We start from the raw sequence: 18,795 nt of genomic DNA, 5'->3' as shown, positions 1-18,795 counted from the left end.
ACTCTCATTCTTATTAAAGCATGGACAATTCCGTTGTGCAAGAGACAATTCATTATTAAACATATGTATAATATCGTTTTTTTGTGTAACACAAGATATAACAATTAAAAGAAGGATACCCATTTTTAAAGGCATCCTTCTGCTTTCTTATATTTCTTGGAAAATCGGCTCTGGATTTTTCAACATTTCCACTTTTTCTTCTGTATTATTGTCAGCATTAATAAATATCCGATACGTATCATTTTCAATTGTTCCTAAAAACTCATAACATAGTACTTCCTCACCAAATTCATTTACAATGATAGCTAACCGATCTTCCTGAACATCCAGGCTAGGATTAAGCTTATTAGCAGCTTCGTCTTTTGAAATTTTTGCACTTGGTATTTTCCGTTGTTTATGAGCAGCTAGGTAGTCTCTAGCTGAAAAGCCAATTACTTCACCATTATCTAAAGCTACCTTCATTCGAATTGCATCCGGGTAGACTCTTACACCATCTAGAATGGATACAAATGTGAAAACACCAATATTATCATATTGTGCACTTTCAAAAAGATCCAAATCTTCAAAGCCGTGTTTTTTTAGAAATTCAGTTGCATGATCTGTTGCTTGATTAAGGCTTATCTCTTTATTTTTAATTTCTCTATTTTGTACTAAGTAAATGGGATATCCTCCTTTTTTTGTGATATCCATGTTAATATCAACTTTTTGCTCCTTATCATCCATTGACACGCTATAAAAGCCAAAATCGGAACCTTCCCCATTTTCGGTTACTTTAATATCAGTTACCTCATTTTCAACAAACTTTTTAGCTACTTCTTTAGCTTCTTTTTTACTTATTTCCTTTCCCTCTAGCTTTTCAAAGCCATTTTCAGTCTTCATTGATGTTTGAGTTGCACCAAAATCTGCCTCTGAGTAGCTCTTCACATTTTCTTCCACCGTTTTTAAACCATCGATAATTGTATTATCTGCTTGTTTTTGTCCTGATGCTAAAGCAAGTTCTACATCCATCCATCTTAAATTATTATCTAATACAAGATTTTGAACACTACGTAACTCTTTCTGAATATCAGCGGCTTTTGTATACATAGATTTTAACGTTCCATATTCTTTTTCTGTTAATGGATCTTTTTCAAGGTCACGAACAGCTGCACGATAACTAAATTCACTTATTCCTGCTAAAAATTCTTCAGTCTTGTTAAATGGCATTAATGCTAATGGGAGTTGTCCTACATCAGATTGTGCTTCTGAAGTTATTCTCCAAACATCCGCAAGTGCAGGAGATAGGGACTGCCTTGTATTCATTGCAAGTGTAGCACCTATTTTGTCATGTAACTGATCCACCCGATACGATAAATCATGAAATGCACGTTGATAATTGTTTTCTGCCTGAATGAGAACTGCATTTTTCTCTTGATGTTCTTTATATCCCCAATATGCCGAACCGAGGACAGCTACTGATAAAACTCCAATTAAAATTCCACGTATCATAAGTTGTCACCCCTTCTATTTGCAAAAAATGTGTTTCCCAATCCGTTTAATTTGTGGTCTACCCCATATCCAAGAACTTGTTGCTGTATTTGGATTAAAATAATAGATCGCATTTTCCGTAGGGTCAAACCCATTTATTGCGTCGAGTACTGCTTTTTTAGCATTTTCATTTGGTGTTAGCCAAATTTGTCCATCAGCAACTGCAGTGAAGGCAAGAGGTTCAAAAATCACTCCTGAAACAGTATTTGGGAATGTCGGGCTATTAACACGATTAAGGATAACCGCTGCAACCGCAACTTGACCAATATACGGCTCTCCCCTTGCTTCTCCGTAAACTGCATTAGCCATTAACTGAATGTCATTTTGAGAAAATCCACCTGGCATGTTAACAGCAGTAGATTCATTTTGTTGCTGATTATTATTTTTTTCCGGTTGTGAAGGTTGTTTGGCTTGTTCATTTTTATTATTCTGTTGTTGATTTTGTTGTGCTTGTTGCTGTCTTTGCTGTTCTTTTTGTTGATTCTGTTGAGCCTGTTGTTGCTCTTGTTGTTTTGCTTGTTGGTTCTGCTGCTGTTGTTGCTCTTGTTGTTTTTGTTGGGCCTGTTGCTGTTGTTGCTCTTGTTGCTTTTGTTGGGCCTGTTGCTGTTGCTGCTCTTGTTGTTGTTTTTGTTGGGCCTGCTGCTGTCTTTGCTGCTCTTGTTGTTTTGCCTGCTGGTTATTAGCTCGTGCTTTGTATTGCTTTTCCGATTCTATTTTTCTTTGCTCTGCAATTTGTCTAGCTCTCTTTATTTCCTGATCAGTTGGTGCTGATTGAATTTCCAAAGGCACTCCACCATAATGAGTAAACTTTCGCCCTTTATTAATTTGTTCATAAACAAAGTCACTATAAAATTTTGTTGATGTTGCTAACATATCCTTAGTTTTCTGTCCAACCAGTCCATCAACTTCCTCTAAACCAAACATATCTTGAAAGTTTTTTACCGCCCAATACGTACTCCATCCATAAACACCATCAATAGGTCCATGATAATATCCGTTATACTGTAATCTTGCTTGTAGTTCGATTACATCACTGCCCGTTGCACCTCTTTGTATAATTTGACCTGAAAAAGCATGTGCCGCTGGGGAATGGTGTAATATAAACTGGTATGTGATAGTAGTAAACGTCATGACGACAACCATCATCATTATGCGCATGTTTTTCATGTTGCTGCCTCCTCAAATAGATGTAGTTGCTTGAATGTATTTTTTGTAGTCTTTGGTATTTTATTCATCTAAAAACGAATAACCGATTTCAAGATAAAACTTGATATTATATTTTTTTAAAGAGCAAAAAAAATAAGCTGCTCTAGGGCAGCTTAGTATCTATTATTTTTATTTTTGCCTTTTTTGCTTTGTGAAGAGCGAACCACCAAAGAAACAACATAAATGGAACCATTATATATTTCCAGTTTAGATAACTTAACAGGATAGAATCATAAATTGAATGCAGTAAAATCGGAATTGAGCATGACAAAACGATCCATTTAAAACGGTTCTCTTTTGACGTAAACTTTCCTTTTCCTAAATAATATCCCATGATAACACCAAATAAAGCGTGACTCGAAACCGGCAAGATGGCGCGTCCAAATGCGTGTTCAACCCCATTTGCAAATAAATACAATATATTTTCTAGTGTTGCAAATCCCAATGAAACAGAAACTCCATAAACAATACCATCGTAGTGCTCATTAAAATGAATATGTTGATAAATAGTAAAAAATAAAATAAACCATTTAAAAAATTCCTCTAAAAACCCAACTGCTACAAAAGTATATAAAAATTGGGATGAAAAAACAGCTTCAACGTCCAACACATATTGGATAAACATAATGGGAAATACGAGCAGAGCCCCGAAAATAAACGAGCGCAGTACTAATGATATTGGCTCAGATTCATATTGATCTTTTAAATAAAAATAACTTAATAAAGCAAGACCTGGGGCAATGCCCGCAGAAATAATTGCAATCATTCACAGGCCTCTTTTCCAATAATAACGTTAAAATCCATACTATTTAGTATTTAAACAAATTTGATAATATGATAGAAATCACTTTATTTATCGTATCATGATATCGTAAAATTGAAAATGTCAGAATGTCGTAAACACAAGATTTTTACTATTTTTTGAAGGAGTTTGACATCTATGAACAAAAACATACTACTTATTCATACAGGTGGTACTATTTCAATGAAAGAAGACCATGAAACAGGTGAAGTGAAGCCGGGAGAAACAAATCCTCTTATGGATCATCTTAAAGAATTACCAGACATCAATCTAATAACCACTGAATTATTTCATTTACCTTCACCCCATATTACACCAGAAAACATGCTGCATCTTAAAACATATATTGAAGAAAAAAGCAAAACTATGCATATAGATGGAGTTGTCATTACGCATGGAACTGACACTCTTGAAGAGACTGCTTATTTTCTCGATGTCACCCTATCATTGACAATACCCGTTGTATTAACAGGTGCAATGAGATCCAGTAATGAATTGGGATCTGATGGACTTTATAATTTACTTTCAGCAATAAAAGTGGCGGTAGCAGATCATGCAAAGTCTATGGGCGTTCTTGTCGTAATGAATGATGAAGTTCACACGGCAAAAAATGTGACGAAAACACATACCAGTAATATTGCTACATTTCAAAGTCCCCAATACGGCCCAATTGGAATTGTGAATAAAGCCGGGGTATTCTTCCATCACAAACCTATTTTAACTAGAGCCTTACATGTATCAAAACTGGATAAAAATGTATTTCTAATAAAAGCTTTTGCTGGAATGGATAGTAGCCTTTTGAAAGGAATAGAGCAGTTAAATCCTGATGGTTTAGTAATTGAAGCTTTAGGTCAAGGGAATCTGCCACCGATGATGTTACCCGGCCTTAAAAACCTCCTTGATAAAAACATACCAATTGTGCTTGTTTCCAGATGCTTTAATGGAATTGCACAAGATGTTTATGGCTATGAAGGTGGCGGTAGACAATTAAAAGACATGGGCTTAATTTTCAGCAATGGTTTAAACGGTCAAAAAGCTAGAATTAAATTAATGATTGCTCTTGAAACATCAACTGAGAGAGAGGAATTAGAAGCTATTTTTTCAACTTAAAATTGGCCATAAATAAAGAGAGAGCTGTACTCTCTCTTTATTATTTATTACTATGTAAAGCATCATAAATTAATTCCCCGTGAAAACGTCCATTTTCAATAAATATCTCATTTGCGTTATTTCCTGCTGCAATTACACCTGCAATAAATATCCCCTTTATATTCGTTTCCATCGTTTCAGGATTATATAAGGGTCTTCCTGTTTCTGTATCTATTGTTACTCCCATTTTTTTTAGGAAATTGTGATCGGGATGGTATCCAGTCATAGCAAAGACAAAATCATTTTTAATCGTTTTTGTTCCCTCAATCCCTCTATATACTACTGAATCTTCTAGGATTTCAAGTAGGTTTGCATGAAATTCCATCGTGATCGTACCGTTTCTTACAAGACTTTCGAATTCCGGCAAAATCCATGGCTTAATACTTGGTGAATACTCACTTCCACGGTACAAAACTGTTACTCTTGCTCCTGCTTTTACAAGCTCCAACGCAGCGTCAACACTCGAATTCTTCCCACCTATGACGACAACATCTTTATCAAAATAAGGGTGTGCCTCTTTAAAATAATGAAAAACCTTTGGCAAGTTTTCACCTGGAATATGTAAATAGTTTGGATGATCATAATAGCCAGTTGCTATGACAACTTGTTTGGCTTGATAAACTTTTTTATTTGTTTTTACAACAAATTGGTGTTCATCTATCTTCTCGACCATCTCAACTTGTTCAAAAGCATTAACTCTTACTTCTTTCCTTTTAACAACTTCCCGGTAGTATGCTAATGCTTGATTTCTAACCGGCTTACGATTTTCAGTAATAAATGGAACTTCTCCAATTTCTAGTTTTTCACTAGAACTGAAGAAAGTTTGATGTGTTGGATAATGATAAATTGCATTTACAATATTGCCTTTTTCAATAACTAATGGTTTTTTGCCAAGCTTTGAAAGAGCTATTGCGGCAGATAACCCACAAGGCCCTCCACCTACAATAATCGTTTCCTCATTAATCAAGACAATTCCCTCCAGTACCCTATTATGTTAAACTCATGGCGCTGTGTAGTAGCTAATCTTAAAAATAAAAAAGAGACAGACTGTAAGTAACATCAGGCTTTATTCAATTTTTGGACCAAATTAATGATCCAAAATTAAATAAAGTAGCTAGACATTCTAAAGTCTCGTCTCCACTTCTAAAAACCTAGGTTTAAATCCAGCCTCTAAATCTTGACGCTTCAGCCATTTTTCTTACTCCTACCATGTAGGCAGCTAAACGCATATCAACCCTTCGATTTTGACTTGTCTCGTAAATATTATTAAATGACTTAACCATCACGTGTTCAAGTTTTTCATCTACTTCTTCCTCAGACCAATAATACCCTTGATTATTTTGAACCCACTCAAAGTAAGAAACAGTTACACCGCCTGCACTTGCTAATACATCTGGAACTAGCAATATTCCTCTGTCAGAAAGTATTTTTGTTGCTTCAAGAGTCGTTGGACCATTGGCTGCTTCTACAACAATACTTGCACGAATATTTGCTGCATTATCCTCTGTAATTTGATTTTCAATTGCTGCAGGTACTAAAATATCACAATCAAGCTCAAGTAGCTCTTTATTTGTAATCGTATCATTAAAAAGCTTCGTTACTGTGCCAAAGCTGTCACGACGATCTAGGAGATAATCAATATCCAATCCATCCGGGTCATGCAAACCACCATATGCATCTGAAATCCCAACGATTTTAGCCCCTGCATCATGCATAAATTTAGATAGATAACTACCAGCATTTCCAAAGCCTTGCACAACAACTCTTGCACCTTCTAAGTTAATTCCCTTTTTCTGTGCAGCTTCACGAATACAGATCGTTACACCCTTAGCAGTAGCAGATTCACGACCATGTGATCCTCCTAAGACAAGTGGTTTACCTGTGATAAATCCAGGAGAATTAAATTCATCTATACGGCTGTATTCATCCATCATCCACGCCATTATCTGTGAGTTTGTAAAAACGTCAGGGGCAGGAATATCTTTTGTAGGACCTACAATTTGACTGATTGCTCGAACATAACCGCGACTTAAACGTTCTAATTCTCTAAATGACATGTCTCTTGGGTCACAAACTATACCGCCTTTACCTCCACCATATGGTAAGTCAACGATACCACATTTTAAACTCATCCAAATGGAGAGTGCCTTTACCTCTTTTTCTGTCACATTCGGGTGAAATCTTATCCCACCCTTTGTCGGGCCAACTGCATCATTGTGTTGAGCTCTATAACCTGTAAAAATCTTTACAGATCCGTCATCCATACGAACCGGTATCTTCACTGTCATTAATCTAATTGGTTCTTTCAATAATTCATATACTTCTTCAGGATATCCAAGTTTGTCAAGAGCATTATGTATCACCGTTTGAGTTGATTTTAACACATCTAATTTATCATTTTGTGCATCGGTGTTTTTCTCGGCTACCATTAAAGTTAACCTCCTAAATCTAATCAGTAAATGAAAGAATGTCCACCTTTCATGACATAGTATACACTTTCAAGACACTTATGCAAAGCAGAAAAACGATAATTATTATAATTTCATCACAAATATGAAAACGATACCATACCGAGAAGAAAATAAAATATTGATTTAATCGTAACAACAAAACTTTCTCACATATAATTAAAGGTGAATTTAACCAATGTGGTCTCATTGATCTTCTTAAAGAGACTAGAGGTTAAACTCACCATTTCAATAATTTATTTATCCAAAAAGTAATGAAATATGTCCTTCATTGCATTTTCCTCTACGATAATTTTACCATATTCTTTTAATCTATGGACTGTTAAAGTTGAGGGGCTTCCATATTCAGCTAAGATCGAAACAAGATCATCAATATCAACTGGCTGTTCATCATTTAACAATAAGTAATAACGTTCTTGAAAGTAAATAACCATACCGTCATGAATGTTTTGACGATTTGTGTAACGAGAAAGTTGAATTAACGCTTCGAAAGTTTCAAATTCGAAAATAATATCAAAACTTTCATCCACTTTTACCTGCATCTCAATATATTCATCCGAAAAATCATTGTCAAGCTCCTCGGTTTCAAGGGCTTTTGTGACGATGACGACCATCCCTTGAGCATGAAGCGAATATACTTCAACTGCAATAGGACCATTCACCTCAAAACCCAGTTCAACACTGGCTTCATTCATCATGTCCCTAAATAATTGATGAACTTTCAATGAATCCTTCCACAGATCATCTTTAGTTAATCCTCTGTCTCGTAAGTCATCTGTTGTTAAAAAGATTTTTATTTTATCATAGTTCAGTCGCTCTAGCCGCATCCCATACCCTCCTGCCGTGAGACCGCTCTATATAGATCATAGTATGATTTTTAGATGAGATGGTTCAAAAATTTTTCTGACCGTGTAGATGACGATACGCCTTTTAATTGTCCTTGATTTCCAATATCTCTTTTAACCACCTTTCCCATTGTGGTTTGTCATCACCTACTAAATACCTGATATATGGTTCAAGGATAGGAGCTGTTACTTTACTAAACGCCTTGCCTCCAATTCCTATTTTCAATTGTTCAAATCTTTCTGAAAGATGATCAACAAGGTCCAAGGTTTTCTTTACATTTTTAACTAATGTACAAGACAAAAATAAAAAATCCGGTTTCACTTCTTTTAAGACGATATCGATATCTCCCTCAGCTATACTGCCGCCAAGGTAAATGACTTCAAAGCCTTTCCTTCTTAAAAATAATGTGAAAATTAACAAACCTAATTCATGTGATTCATCTGGTCCACAAACAGCAATTACTTTCGGCAGGAAACCAGCTACTGGTAATGTGTGTAAGATCATTCCTATACGGGATCGTAAGAAAGAAGAAGCAAAATGTTCATGTGCAGACGTAATTTTCCCTGTTTCCCATTTGTCACCAATCTTCACCAATAGTGTCCCTAATATGTCAATAACAACCTTATCCACTGAATAGAGGCTAAATGCTTCATTTAACAGGTCATGTGCCTTATTTTCATCAAAATGAAGAAGCGCATGGAGAAGCTCGTCCATTAAGTTCAATGAGCGATCTATCGGTTCATCTCCGTCAACTATTTCAACATTATCGTCTAACAGAACTTGGTTTGTTTCAAGTAAATTTACAGCTTGACTTATAGAGAAACCATTATTTACTTTACTGATCAACCATTTAAGTATTTTTATATGCTCATCAGTATACAAGCGATGTCCTGATTCATTTCTGACAGGCGCAATCATGTTATATCTTCTTTCCCAGGCTCTTAATGTTCCAGCTTGAATGCCAAGCATCTTTGAAACTGCCTTTATATTGTATTTTCCTTCTTGATTTGACACAATTAATCCCCCATAAAAAATCTATAAACAAAATTATATCGAATGTTTTAATTTGTGTAAACTTTGTATAACAATTGAACAACCATGCTTAAGAAAGCATGGTTGTCTACGTATATAAATAAGCTTATTAATGATCTTTTCTCGTCAATTGAAGATAATGAGCCTCTGCTGGAGCTCCTAATCTTAGTGGTAATGCTGTTGTTCCATATCCATTACTAACTAAAAGGGTTGTATTCCTTAGATGATGTAATCTTCCTTTTTTATATAAACCAAAACCAAGAAAGCGGATTTGTCCACCATGAGTATGCCCACTTAGCACTAAGGAAATACGATCAATTTGACTAATTTTGTGGTAAATATCCGGATTATGACTCAATAATATTCGAAAGTCTGTTTCTGACTTCTTGGGATCATTCAATGCCAAATCTAATCGATCTCTCTCACCGCTCATATCCTCTACACCTAATAGTACTATTCTACCGTTTGGTGACGATGAAAGCTCTTTATATGTATTCTTTAAAACACATACATTATTGGTTTCTAAGAGTGTCTCCAGTGTTTTTTGGTTAACTTCATAATCATTGTTTCCATAAACAAAATAAACAGGAGCCAACTTTTTTAGTTCTCGTATATTTTGTTCCACTCTGGAAAACGGAACACCTGATTCAGTTAAATCTCCACCGATCATTACAACGTCAACTTGATTTGGAATTTTTTTCAATAATTCATCTGAAACCGTTCTCCTATGTATATCAGATATAAAGAAAATTTTCAAAGAATCCAAATGTGCAGGGAATGTATCAAATTCAATATGATGAATCGTTACACGATTTTCTTTTGCTTTCAAATACATGACGAGTATCATCAGAATAGCAAAGCTCATGACGATAACGAACATGACCAGCATAATTTCCAACATCATCACCTCTCCTTCTTAAACATGCAATATCCCTATTATATATTAGAAAAACACAACTTACCGCCAAGAATGGCAGAAGTCGATGTCTTTTCTTATACTTTTAGCCTTTAATATAGTTAAACAATCTTAAAGTACAAAAAAAACCTTCATTTCTAAAATTCGAAAGAAGGAGACATATCGGTTTATTACTTACTTTCATGAAATAAATTTATATCAAACTCTTTTTTCATCATGGTAAAAACTTCGTGTCTATTTTGCCACTGTGCGGGCTGTGGCCATAGTTCTGTGCTTTTTCTAATCACTTCACATCTTAAATTATGATATTCAGTTTCTGCTTTATCTTCTTTTTTCTTAAAATATTGTGCTGTTGCATAACCTGCTACAATAAGCAGGATAAAAAAGATATGCATTTCATTATCGAAAATCATATGAAGAACCACATCCATTTGTCCACCGGTTGGTTTTATAATAAATGCATAAAGATACACGATAAACCCCATTATTAAGACGAACGTAAAAAATTGAGTTCTAAAACATTTCAATTTATATTTTTCAAATTTGCGTTTACGATCAACCAAATGATCGAGCATCTGTTTTGTCGGCTCATCAGTATGATTTCTTAAAAATTGAATACTTGGTTCGATCATGCTCACTTCCCCTCATACAACGAAATATTATGTATTACATTGTATGAGGTCGTCCATACACTTATGAACTATATCATTAGGCTTTTCTTTATTTGATAGGAATTTTTAATAGTTGACCTTCGTATATCTCGTTTCCGGAAAATTGATTATACTGTCTAATTATTTCTTCACCGGAGCGGTTATTATAATACTTTATAGCTATGCTGAACAGTGTTTCTCCAGCTTCCACTTTATGTGTTTTAATCTCACTATATTGCTTCTCGCTACCTCTTTCATTACTCTCTGATTGAGTCTCATCATTGGTAGTTGTTCTCGTTGAATTGACAGGTTCTGACTCGTTTTGTTTTTCTTTTGTTTCGATAGTAGGAGCAGATTCGTTAGCAACCTCGTTTTCATCACTTGCGTCAGCGTTTCCCTTAGTTTCTAACTCAACATCCTCATTATCGTTCTGTGTTTGTTCTGTTTCAATTGATTGGTTATCAGACTGTTTAATTTTAGGAATATATACTCTATCTTCTCCTATATTCAATTTCTCAGTCGAGCTTTCATCTTCTCGTGAGCCATAGTAAAGATTAAAAGACAAAATAAGTATTGGAAGCAGGATAAAAAATAAGGCCAAAATACTAATAATGGGATATTTCAATTTTGGTTTGGTTTTTTTGTCTTTACCTTTATGAATCTCACTTCGTGGCGGATATTTCCCATTTTCCTGTTTGTATTCGTCGATCATCCTTGTTCTTAAACCTTCAGCTTGATCTGAACGTTTTTCAAGATCATTCATATGTTTTCACCTCTCACATATTGCACCCTTATTTGAATGGCAAAGATTAAATCAATCAAAAAATGAGCTAGAATGGTTGTATAGAGGTTCTCTGTTATTTCATAAACAACTCCTAATAAGAAACTAATTGATATAACCATAATAAATAAAAGCCACTTGGAAAGATATCGAAAATGCAAAACAGCGAAAATGAGGCTGGCAATCCATAGTCCAAAATGAGTTTGAATGACACCTCTAAACAAAATTTCTTCTGAGACTGCAATTAAAGCAGTTAAGAAAATAATATGTGGAATAGACCTTTTTTGAAATATTTTTTCATTTATACCCCCATCATCAACAAGGTCCTTTGGTGCCAGTTTAAAGATGATATAATCTACGATAATAACGAATAAAGCAGTGCCTATTCCATAATAAATAAATTGGAAATCTCGTATATGATAAAGTTGAAAGAATTCATATACATCATGAAACAGGAAGATCCCCAACACAAAAGAAAAACAAATCAGTAATAATTGGGTAAAATACAAATTTTGAACAATTTGCTTATCTGTTAATTGTTTTATTAACTCATTCTGGTTTTTAAACAAATCTTAATCACTCGCCTTGCCAAAAATCAACTTTAATTCTTCTTGCCAATTTAAATCTTGCTTTTCAATATCCTTATCTTGTTCTTGATGATAACAGTCAAAATCAATCCCACAAGTATCACAACAATTTTTCACTTGATCGGTCAGAATATCATCAAAATAGGCAAGCAGTTTTTTTCGTCTACATCCATCATCGCTTAACCACTTACACATTTCTGATAACTTTTGTTGTTTTATTACTATTCTCTGTTCAATTTTCTTCCAAATAGTTGATATTATTTGTTCAGTATCAATGGAAGAATTTGAAAGATTTTCATAAGCATGTTCTACATATCTCCATTGCGTTTCCGTTAGACCACACCACTGTTGGATGAATTCAAAGGAAGGTTCATGCTTATTACGTAAAAAGTGAATCGTCCTGCTTAAATCATCATAGGAAGGAAACTCCGATTCAACTAATGACTTAGGTATTTCATAATCCGTATCAGTTATTAATGTGATGGCAACACTTTTATGACCGTCACGACCTGCTCTCCCGATTTCCTGCATATAAGACTCTAACTGAGAGGGAAAATGAAAATGTATAACATAACGAATATTACCTTTATTTATCCCCATTCCAAAAGCATTTGTACAACATACAATGTTTAACTGATCATACAGAAATTGTTGCTGAATTAATATACGTTGTTCTTGATCCATACCACCATGATAATAAGCAACCTGGTCCATTCCGGATTCGATTAGTATATGTGCCAGTTTTTCCGTCCAAATTCTGCTTGAACAATAAATAATTCCCGGACCTTTTAAAGTATGCACAATTTGTTGTAATCGATTTATCTTATCATCAATGGATTGATGCTTTTCGACCGACATTGCGATATTTGGACGGTTAATAGAGTAAATGAATGTATTAACATCATGATTTAAACGAAGAATTTGCTGGACATCTTCTAAAACCTGTTTAGTAGCTGTTGCTGTTAATGCCAAGCACGGAGGATTATGAAGCTTCTCTCTTAGCTCACCCAGCTTCGAATAATCCGGTCTAAAATCATGTCCCCACTGTGAAATGCAATGAGCCTCATCCACAACAAAAAGTGATATATTTGCTTCTGTTAATGCCTCTATCACATAATCAATTTGTAAAATTTCCGGAGAAGCATAAATGTACCGGTACTTCATTAGTTGCTTTAAAATTGGTTTTCTTTTCATAAAAGAAACTGAGCTGTTTAAAGCTACCACATTCTTTTCACCCCTCTGCTTGATTTGCTCTACCTGATCTTCCATAAGAGAGAGCAAAGGTGAGATGATAAGAATAGGTCCTTGTAGTATATAGCCCGGCAGTTGATAACAAAGCGATTTTCCTCCACCGGTCGGAAGCATTGCTATCACATCTTTTCTTTGTATAACAGCTTCAATAATCTCTTTCTGACCTGTACGAAAATGCTTGAGATTAAAATGTATGTGAAGGACGTCCTCTAATTGCTCGATCATTTTCTCCTCCCATTTAAAGCAAACGCCAGCCTGATTTGAAAATAGCTATATTTATGACCTAAATATTCTTTAACTTTTTTTAGCTGATGTGTTTGTAACTCTTCAATTGCTTTCATTATTTTACTGCAGTCATTTTCCTGCAAAAAAAATGACGGATAATAATGAGGATCATGTAATGTTAATTCAACAATATGATCCTCGATTGTACTCTCTTTTAATTTCCTCATAGTAGCTATTTCTTTGATGTTCTTTCCCTGTAACACAAATGATCTTGTCACTTTAGTTGAGGTCGTCAATGCAGCCTGATTAGCTTTATCCTTAATGATAGTATTTAAAATTTCAAAGCTATTTTCCCGGCTTTGTTGCAATTTTATAATGGAATGAATGATATTCCAAAACACCAAATACACATAAAATGGATCCTCTTCATGCTTATATGCTATTTGCTCAAAAGTTAGCCCGATTTTCTTGCAGGATGTCAGCCTTTGAATAACAATTGTTGCTTCTTTAGAAGAGTGTAGTTTCAAAACAGTTTCAAGTTCTTTATAAAGCTTTTCCGTTAAAACTTCCCTCTGTACATTGCTCTGTTTTAAAAATCCCTTTACCCATTGAAGGTCTTCTTGGTTTTTTGTTATAGGTAAATACCCTTTCCTTGCGTATGCCAAGTTTGATACTACTTGAACTAATAAAGACAATCTTTTCCAAAAAACTCTACTTACATCTCCATATTGCCATCCATCCAGCGAAGAAGGTATTGGTTTTTCTTCAAGTTTTTTCAAAAGTACTTCTTTCCCTTTTGGTGTTATGAAGCAAAGATTATCGGGCAAGATGTCAATAAGTTCTTCTTGATTGAGTAATTCCCATGCTGCATCGATTTGCTTCCTAGTTAGTTTAGGAATTAATCCAAACAAATGAGTAAGATTAAAAAGTTTGCCATCTTGAATCGTTTGTGAAGATTTTTTTCCTTTAAGTAAATGATAAATAGCGGAGACAGTTCTTTCTCCATTAAGTTGGTTTACACAATTAAGCAAAACTGTATGAAAATAATCTAGCTTCATTATACCACCCTACAATGTTTGACAATATTCGATTACATTCTCTATTTTAACAAATTTATGGACATTCGTTTACCATAATTACTCGTAAACACACATCTATTAGCAATACATTTGTCAAAAAGATATGGAATTTCAGGACTTCAATGGAGTAAAAGAAGAGTTTTTTATTGAAAAGTCGAAAAATCCGATTTACAATACTATGTAGGGCAAAGAGAGAATGATGATATTCAATGGAAGTCACTCATTTAATCAGTAATACCATATAATAAATAATATGGTATGATTTTTTCAGGAGGTTTGTATAATGGCAAAATACACAATTGTTGATAAGGATACATGCATCGCATGTGGTGCTTGTGGAGCAGCAGCACCGGATATTTATGATTATGATGACGAAGGTATTGCTTTTGTAACATTAGATGATAATCAAGGGATTGTAGAAGTACCAGATGCCCTTGAAGAAGATATGATGGATGCTTTTGAAGGTTGTCCAACCGATTCAATCAAAATCTCCGATGAGAAATTTGACGGCGATGCATTGAAATTTGAATAATTGTATGTAAAAAGATGGCTTATAGAACTGATCCATCCTTCCCTTATAGAACTGCTAAATTCTCTATAAGAAGGATGTGGGATCGGTTTCAAGCCATCTTTTTTTTTGAAAAGAACTAACTTTTCATTGTTTTTATTATTTATTTATCACTAATACCTGCTCCGGATAGATCTTTTCCGAAGTTATATCATTAATTTTCTTGATTGCCTCTGGACTTGTACTAAATTCTGCTGCAATTGATTGTATTGTATCACCGGGCTTCACCACATAATTTGCACTGTTTTTTATAAAAATAATCAGTTTCTGATTAGGAAAAATCACGTCATTCTTTAGATTATTCCATTTTTTTATAGATGAAACGGATACATTAAATGTATCTGATAACCTCCACAACGTATCGCCTTTCACAACTGAAATCACATTTTTTTGTGAGGGTTCTTCATGTTTGTCGGTTGTTGTTTTTGACAAACTGCCTTGCGCATTTGTTTCAACTGAATCATTGCCACTATCTTCAGCATACACAGTTTGCTTTTCATCCTCTTTAAATACAAACAATGGATCTACTGCATGTTCCTTTTCAAAAGTCCATTCCCCTTTATGTACTTCAAAGTGCAAATGTGTTCCTGTTGAGACTCCTGTATTTCCAATTATACCCAGAACTTGTCCTTTTGTTACGTTTTCTCCTTGTTGAACATTTCTTTCCCTTAAATGTGCATAGACTGTTTCATAACCTTCAGGATGTTGGATAAATACAACATGTCCGTATGTGTCTGAGTAATATGATTTCACTACCAAACCTGAAGACACTGAGATAATTTGTGCTCCTTCAGGTGCAGCAATATCAATTCCCTTATGTTTTCCATTACGAGTGCCAAATGTATCAGTTATTGTGCCTTGAACAGGTTGAATCCATGTGTGCTCGAGTTCCTTTATGTGCGACTCTGCCTTTGCACTATTAGTAACAACTAAAAATAGACCAATGAAAACACAAATCGTACATACAAAAAGATTTTCCCTAGATTGCATTCTTGTCCCCCATTTTTGTTTTTTTGACTATTTCCTTACGTTGCTTTACTTTTAACTATGGAAAAACAAAGTACAAATTTAAGGATTTACCATTTTGGAGGAGCATATACTATATTTTTCTTTTGAAAATAGATCCCATGCATCAGAAAAAGAGACTCAACTCCTGAGTCTCTCATTCATTTTCATCTATAGGATTGGGTGAAAAAGGTACTTCTAATGGCCTTGAAACATCCATTACACCAATTTCTTTTTCTTTCGTACCATTGAATTGAACGGTTTCATATCCAAAATCTTTAGCAGTTAATAATATAGATTCTAACATAATAATGCTTTCTTCATTATTTTCGACATTTGCATTTTCCGTAAAGTCAATTTCTAGTCGCTCTCCATCTTCTTTAATGTCAATTTCCCCTATATGTTCCTGGATAGAGGGTTTTAGTTCCTGCTCATCAATTCCCTTTTTCATTATGTCTATTGCCTCTTCAATTGTCGGAAGCGATTCCGGGGTAGGGACAAGTAATTTTGCTTTTGACTCATCATATTGATAGACAAGATATGCTTTATTTCTCGTTTCTGTAATTTCTAATTCCTCTTCTTGACCATAATTGCTAAATTCAATTCCCTCTACACCATTGGTGAACAAGTTTGCCTTTTTATACCCCAGCCATCTAAATGTTTCAATTATAGACTCTTTATAAGCAACTTCAGAACCAGAACCTGTGATATTACCATTATTAGATTTATAATTAATTATAATTTCATCATTGTTTTCTTCCTCGAGATCTGTATTTGTCAATGCTATCCTTAAAGGTCCAAGTTTTTCTGCAAATCTGTCCGGATTGAACGTTTCAATTTGATCAAGTTCCTCCTTTCCTGCTTCCTCCTTGAAACTGACCGGAATGATATTTTGTAAACTCTCATCTGTTAATCCAACTGTTATAATATTCGCCGAATCATCTGCATTTGTTACAAATGTTTCTTGTTCAATTTCTTTTCTGCTAAGTTCAACCTTTTCATTATTCCTATCTTCAGCTATTGATGATTCCGTCATTTGAAGCTCTTGCCCGGAATTGTTTTCAGCTTTTATTGACTCTGAGGAAGAGGTCGATGCCATATCCAGTGCATTTTTCTCATTTGTTCTTGTAATACTTTGAAAGAGAATGGGTGATATTAAAGCTAAAATAAATAATACGGCAATTGTGGCGACAGTTGGAGCAACCCAAATTCGCCGTTTCTTTTTATAATGATCTTTGTAATAGATATTTTGATATAATTCTTTTTTGCTTTGTTTATCTCTAACAGAGGGTAATTGTTGTAAAAGTTGCTGAAGTTGCTCCTCATTCCACTCCCGTTTTTTCAATCGAAAGTCCCTCCTTTTCCGTAAGGTTAATCATTTGTTTTTGTAATTGTTTAATCGCCCGATGTTGAGTTGTTTTAACTTTACTCACAGACCAACCTAAAACATCCGCCGTTTCAGTTATTGACATCTCTTGAATATATCGCAAAATAATAACAGCGCGTTGGTCAATGGAACAAGCATTCAAGGCACGATATATCCATTGAACCTGTTCATTTTGTATAGCAATTTCTTCAGGTAGCGGCTGTCCATCATCTTCAATTTGATGTTGGTCCCATTCAAAACGTTCTAATATTCTTTGCCGAATCGTTTTCTGCTTTCTAAACCAATCAATTGCAACATGTCTCGCAATTGAAATTAACCAGGTTTTCTCGCTGCTTCTACCTTCAAAACGATCATATGATTTCAGGACACGAATATAAACTTCTTGAACTAAATCCTCCGCTTGTTCACGACTTTTCACCATATAAAACAAAAACTGAAAAAGATCGTGATGATATTTTTCATATAGTTGGTGAAAGGTATCCTCCATGAATAACCCTCCATTCATTTATTTAGTCGAAAAAAATATAGTAAAGTTGCACTTTTTGTAAGTTGAAATATATTTGAAATATATATGTAATAATCGACAACCACTATCTTCTACTTTAACATATTGGAGGTAAATCTATTAGTCTAATTTCCATTAAAAAATCACCGGAACCATTTTACTAACATGATCCCGGTGATTTTAGTTATGTTCTATTGTTTTTTAAAAAACCTATAGTATTTTTCACTGTTTATCTTTCGGATTTGTTTTAAAAACAAGTGCACTTCGTTCATATTCTACATCTTTTACACCTAAACGGAAATTTATCACTCTAGCAACAGCAAAAAGATAATCTGATAATCTGTTTAAATATTTGAGGACCACATCATTAATCTCCATTTCTTTTTGAAGTGAAACTGTACATCTTTCTGCTCTTCTTGTGACAGTTCTTGCGATATGAATGACAGCAGCAGCATTACTTCCACCTGGTAAAATAAATTTTTCCAACGGTGGAGCTTCTTTTACATAATGGTCAATACGCTCTTCCAGTATAGTAACCATCTCTTCTTTTGCTTTATATGGAAACTTTTCTTTTACAACTGCTAAATCTCCTCCACAATCAAATAACTCATGCTGAATTTTCTCTAACTCCTGATAAATATCTTGAAATATTGAATCTGTAAGGAATGTCATGGCTTGACCAATAAAGCTATTCGCTTCATCTATTGTTCCATATGCTTCTACGCGTAAATGATCTTTATCGACTCTTCCACCAATAATACTTGTTTTTCCACTATCTCCAGTCCGTGTATACAAATTCACGATTATCACA

Annotated in this window: 19 protein-coding genes; 2 read left to right on the top strand and 17 right to left on the bottom strand. The window is 34.4% G+C overall.

Translation table 11 applies throughout. The features are described 5' to 3' along the window. Positions 1-147: 147 nt before the first annotated feature. From ypeB to prsW, 3 genes are all read right to left on the bottom strand, one after another. Positions 148-1,488, bottom strand: a complete 1,341-nt coding sequence (gene ypeB, locus LC095_RS02375) for a germination protein YpeB (protein ID WP_226526623.1) — start codon at positions 1,486-1,488, stop codon at positions 148-150. 15 nt (positions 1,489-1,503) lie between these two features. Further along, a complete protein-coding gene (gene sleB, locus LC095_RS02370; RefSeq protein WP_413467441.1) occupies positions 1,504-2,694 on the bottom strand; it encodes a spore cortex-lytic enzyme in 1,191 nt (396 codons plus the stop codon). A 142-nt stretch (positions 2,695-2,836) separates the two neighbouring features. Then, positions 2,837-3,499 (bottom strand): glutamic-type intramembrane protease PrsW, encoded by a 663-nt coding sequence (prsW, locus tag LC095_RS02365; protein ID WP_226526622.1) that lies wholly within the window; start codon positions 3,497-3,499, stop codon positions 2,837-2,839. A gap of 174 nt (positions 3,500-3,673) precedes the next feature. On the opposite strand from prsW, the gene LC095_RS02360 reads away from it, so the two are divergent. Then, positions 3,674-4,645, top strand: coding sequence for an asparaginase (locus LC095_RS02360; RefSeq protein ID WP_226526621.1), 972 nt, complete (start codon positions 3,674-3,676; stop codon positions 4,643-4,645). A gap of 40 nt (positions 4,646-4,685) precedes the next feature. On the opposite strand, the gene LC095_RS02355 is transcribed toward LC095_RS02360, so the two are convergent. The 10 genes from LC095_RS02355 to LC095_RS02310 all read right to left on the bottom strand — a co-directional run bounded on the left by LC095_RS02355 (position 4,686) and on the right by LC095_RS02310 (position 14,498). Continuing rightward, entirely contained in the window at positions 4,686-5,651 is a 966-nt protein-coding gene (locus tag LC095_RS02355; protein ID WP_226526620.1) for a YpdA family putative bacillithiol disulfide reductase, read from the bottom strand. A gap of 190 nt (positions 5,652-5,841) precedes the next feature. Further along, positions 5,842-7,113, bottom strand: a complete 1,272-nt coding sequence (locus LC095_RS02350) for a Glu/Leu/Phe/Val family dehydrogenase (protein ID WP_226526619.1) — start codon at positions 7,111-7,113, stop codon at positions 5,842-5,844. A gap of 275 nt (positions 7,114-7,388) precedes the next feature. Beyond that, entirely contained in the window at positions 7,389-7,979 is a 591-nt protein-coding gene (locus LC095_RS02345; RefSeq protein WP_226526618.1) for a genetic competence negative regulator, read from the bottom strand. Between the two features lie 103 nt (positions 7,980-8,082). Next, entirely contained in the window at positions 8,083-9,012 is a 930-nt protein-coding gene (locus LC095_RS02340) for a MerR family transcriptional regulator (protein ID WP_226526617.1), read from the bottom strand. Positions 9,013-9,139: 127 nt separating this feature from the next. Further along, positions 9,140-9,931, bottom strand: a complete 792-nt coding sequence (locus LC095_RS02335; RefSeq protein ID WP_226526616.1) for a metallophosphoesterase — start codon at positions 9,929-9,931, stop codon at positions 9,140-9,142. 185 nt (positions 9,932-10,116) lie between these two features. Then, positions 10,117-10,578, bottom strand: a complete 462-nt coding sequence (locus LC095_RS02330; RefSeq protein WP_226526615.1) for a YpbF family protein — start codon at positions 10,576-10,578, stop codon at positions 10,117-10,119. A gap of 88 nt (positions 10,579-10,666) precedes the next feature. Further along, on the bottom strand, positions 10,667-11,359 hold the full coding sequence (locus LC095_RS02325; RefSeq protein WP_226526614.1) for a LysM peptidoglycan-binding domain-containing protein: 693 nt from the start codon (positions 11,357-11,359) through the stop codon (positions 10,667-10,669). Next, on the bottom strand, positions 11,356-11,946 hold the full coding sequence (locus tag LC095_RS02320) for a CPBP family intramembrane glutamic endopeptidase (RefSeq protein ID WP_226526613.1): 591 nt from the start codon (positions 11,944-11,946) through the stop codon (positions 11,356-11,358). Before LC095_RS02320 ends, LC095_RS02325 begins: the two co-directional genes overlap by 4 nt. A 3-nt stretch (positions 11,947-11,949) precedes the next feature. Beyond that, positions 11,950-13,440, bottom strand: coding sequence for a RecQ family ATP-dependent DNA helicase (locus tag LC095_RS02315; protein WP_226526612.1), 1,491 nt, complete (start codon positions 13,438-13,440; stop codon positions 11,950-11,952). After that, positions 13,437-14,498, bottom strand: coding sequence for a helix-turn-helix domain-containing protein (locus LC095_RS02310; RefSeq protein WP_226526611.1), 1,062 nt, complete (start codon positions 14,496-14,498; stop codon positions 13,437-13,439). The genes LC095_RS02315 and LC095_RS02310 overlap by 4 nt, the downstream gene beginning before the upstream one ends. Before the next feature lie 304 nt (positions 14,499-14,802). Between LC095_RS02310 and LC095_RS02305 the strand changes: the two genes are divergently transcribed. Beyond that, the gene (locus LC095_RS02305) at positions 14,803-15,051 is read left to right on the top strand and encodes a ferredoxin (protein ID WP_026560247.1); all 249 of its coding nucleotides are present in this window, start codon (positions 14,803-14,805) and stop codon (positions 15,049-15,051) included. A gap of 135 nt (positions 15,052-15,186) precedes the next feature. Here LC095_RS02305 and LC095_RS02300 read toward each other — a convergent pair whose 3' ends face one another. The 4 genes from LC095_RS02300 to LC095_RS02285 all read right to left on the bottom strand — a co-directional run bounded on the left by LC095_RS02300 (position 15,187) and on the right by LC095_RS02285 (position 18,785). Next, positions 15,187-16,077 (bottom strand): M23 family metallopeptidase, encoded by an 891-nt coding sequence (locus LC095_RS02300; RefSeq protein ID WP_226526610.1) that lies wholly within the window; start codon positions 16,075-16,077, stop codon positions 15,187-15,189. A 172-nt stretch (positions 16,078-16,249) separates the two neighbouring features. Beyond that, positions 16,250-17,437, bottom strand: a complete 1,188-nt coding sequence (locus tag LC095_RS02295) for a hypothetical protein (RefSeq protein ID WP_226526609.1) — start codon at positions 17,435-17,437, stop codon at positions 16,250-16,252. Continuing rightward, complete coding sequence (gene sigX, locus LC095_RS02290) at positions 17,415-17,966, bottom strand: RNA polymerase sigma factor SigX (RefSeq protein WP_026560250.1); 552 nt, start codon at positions 17,964-17,966, stop codon at positions 17,415-17,417. The genes LC095_RS02295 and sigX overlap by 23 nt, the downstream gene beginning before the upstream one ends. Positions 17,967-18,206: 240 nt before the next feature. Beyond that, positions 18,207-18,785: a cob(I)yrinic acid a,c-diamide adenosyltransferase gene (locus tag LC095_RS02285; protein ID WP_226526608.1), complete on the bottom strand. Its 579-nt coding sequence runs from the start codon at positions 18,783-18,785 to the stop codon at positions 18,207-18,209. Positions 18,786-18,795 lie beyond the last annotated feature (10 nt).

Source organism: Metabacillus niabensis (assembly GCF_020524345.1).
Lineage (GTDB): Bacteria > Bacillota > Bacilli > Bacillales > Bacillaceae > Metabacillus > Metabacillus niabensis_B.
Note: the sequence above shows the minus strand (reverse complement) of the source record. Positions and strands in the feature narration are given on the sequence as shown.

Coding starts and splice junctions, on each gene's coding strand:
- LC095_RS02335 (WP_226526616.1), bottom strand. CDS start 9,931: ATGTTGGAAATTATGCTGGTCATGTTCGTTATCGTCATGAGCTTTGCT.
- LC095_RS02300 (WP_226526610.1), bottom strand. CDS start 16,077: ATGCAATCTAGGGAAAATCTTTTTGTATGTACGATTTGTGTTTTCATT.
- LC095_RS02330 (WP_226526615.1), bottom strand. CDS start 10,578: ATGATCGAACCAAGTATTCAATTTTTAAGAAATCATACTGATGAGCCG.
- LC095_RS02325 (WP_226526614.1), bottom strand. CDS start 11,359: ATGAATGATCTTGAAAAACGTTCAGATCAAGCTGAAGGTTTAAGAACA.
- prsW (WP_226526622.1), bottom strand. CDS start 3,499: ATGATTGCAATTATTTCTGCGGGCATTGCCCCAGGTCTTGCTTTATTA.
- LC095_RS02305 (WP_026560247.1), top strand. CDS start 14,803: ATGGCAAAATACACAATTGTTGATAAGGATACATGCATCGCATGTGGT.
- LC095_RS02360 (WP_226526621.1), top strand. CDS start 3,674: ATGAACAAAAACATACTACTTATTCATACAGGTGGTACTATTTCAATG.
- LC095_RS02315 (WP_226526612.1), bottom strand. CDS start 13,440: ATGATCGAGCAATTAGAGGACGTCCTTCACATACATTTTAATCTCAAG.
- sigX (WP_026560250.1), bottom strand. CDS start 17,966: ATGGAGGATACCTTTCACCAACTATATGAAAAATATCATCACGATCTT.
- LC095_RS02310 (WP_226526611.1), bottom strand. CDS start 14,498: ATGAAGCTAGATTATTTTCATACAGTTTTGCTTAATTGTGTAAACCAA.
- sleB (WP_413467441.1), bottom strand. CDS start 2,694: ATGAAAAACATGCGCATAATGATGATGGTTGTCGTCATGACGTTTACT.
- LC095_RS02345 (WP_226526618.1), bottom strand. CDS start 7,979: ATGCGGCTAGAGCGACTGAACTATGATAAAATAAAAATCTTTTTAACA.
- ypeB (WP_226526623.1), bottom strand. CDS start 1,488: ATGATACGTGGAATTTTAATTGGAGTTTTATCAGTAGCTGTCCTCGGT.
- LC095_RS02350 (WP_226526619.1), bottom strand. CDS start 7,113: ATGGTAGCCGAGAAAAACACCGATGCACAAAATGATAAATTAGATGTG.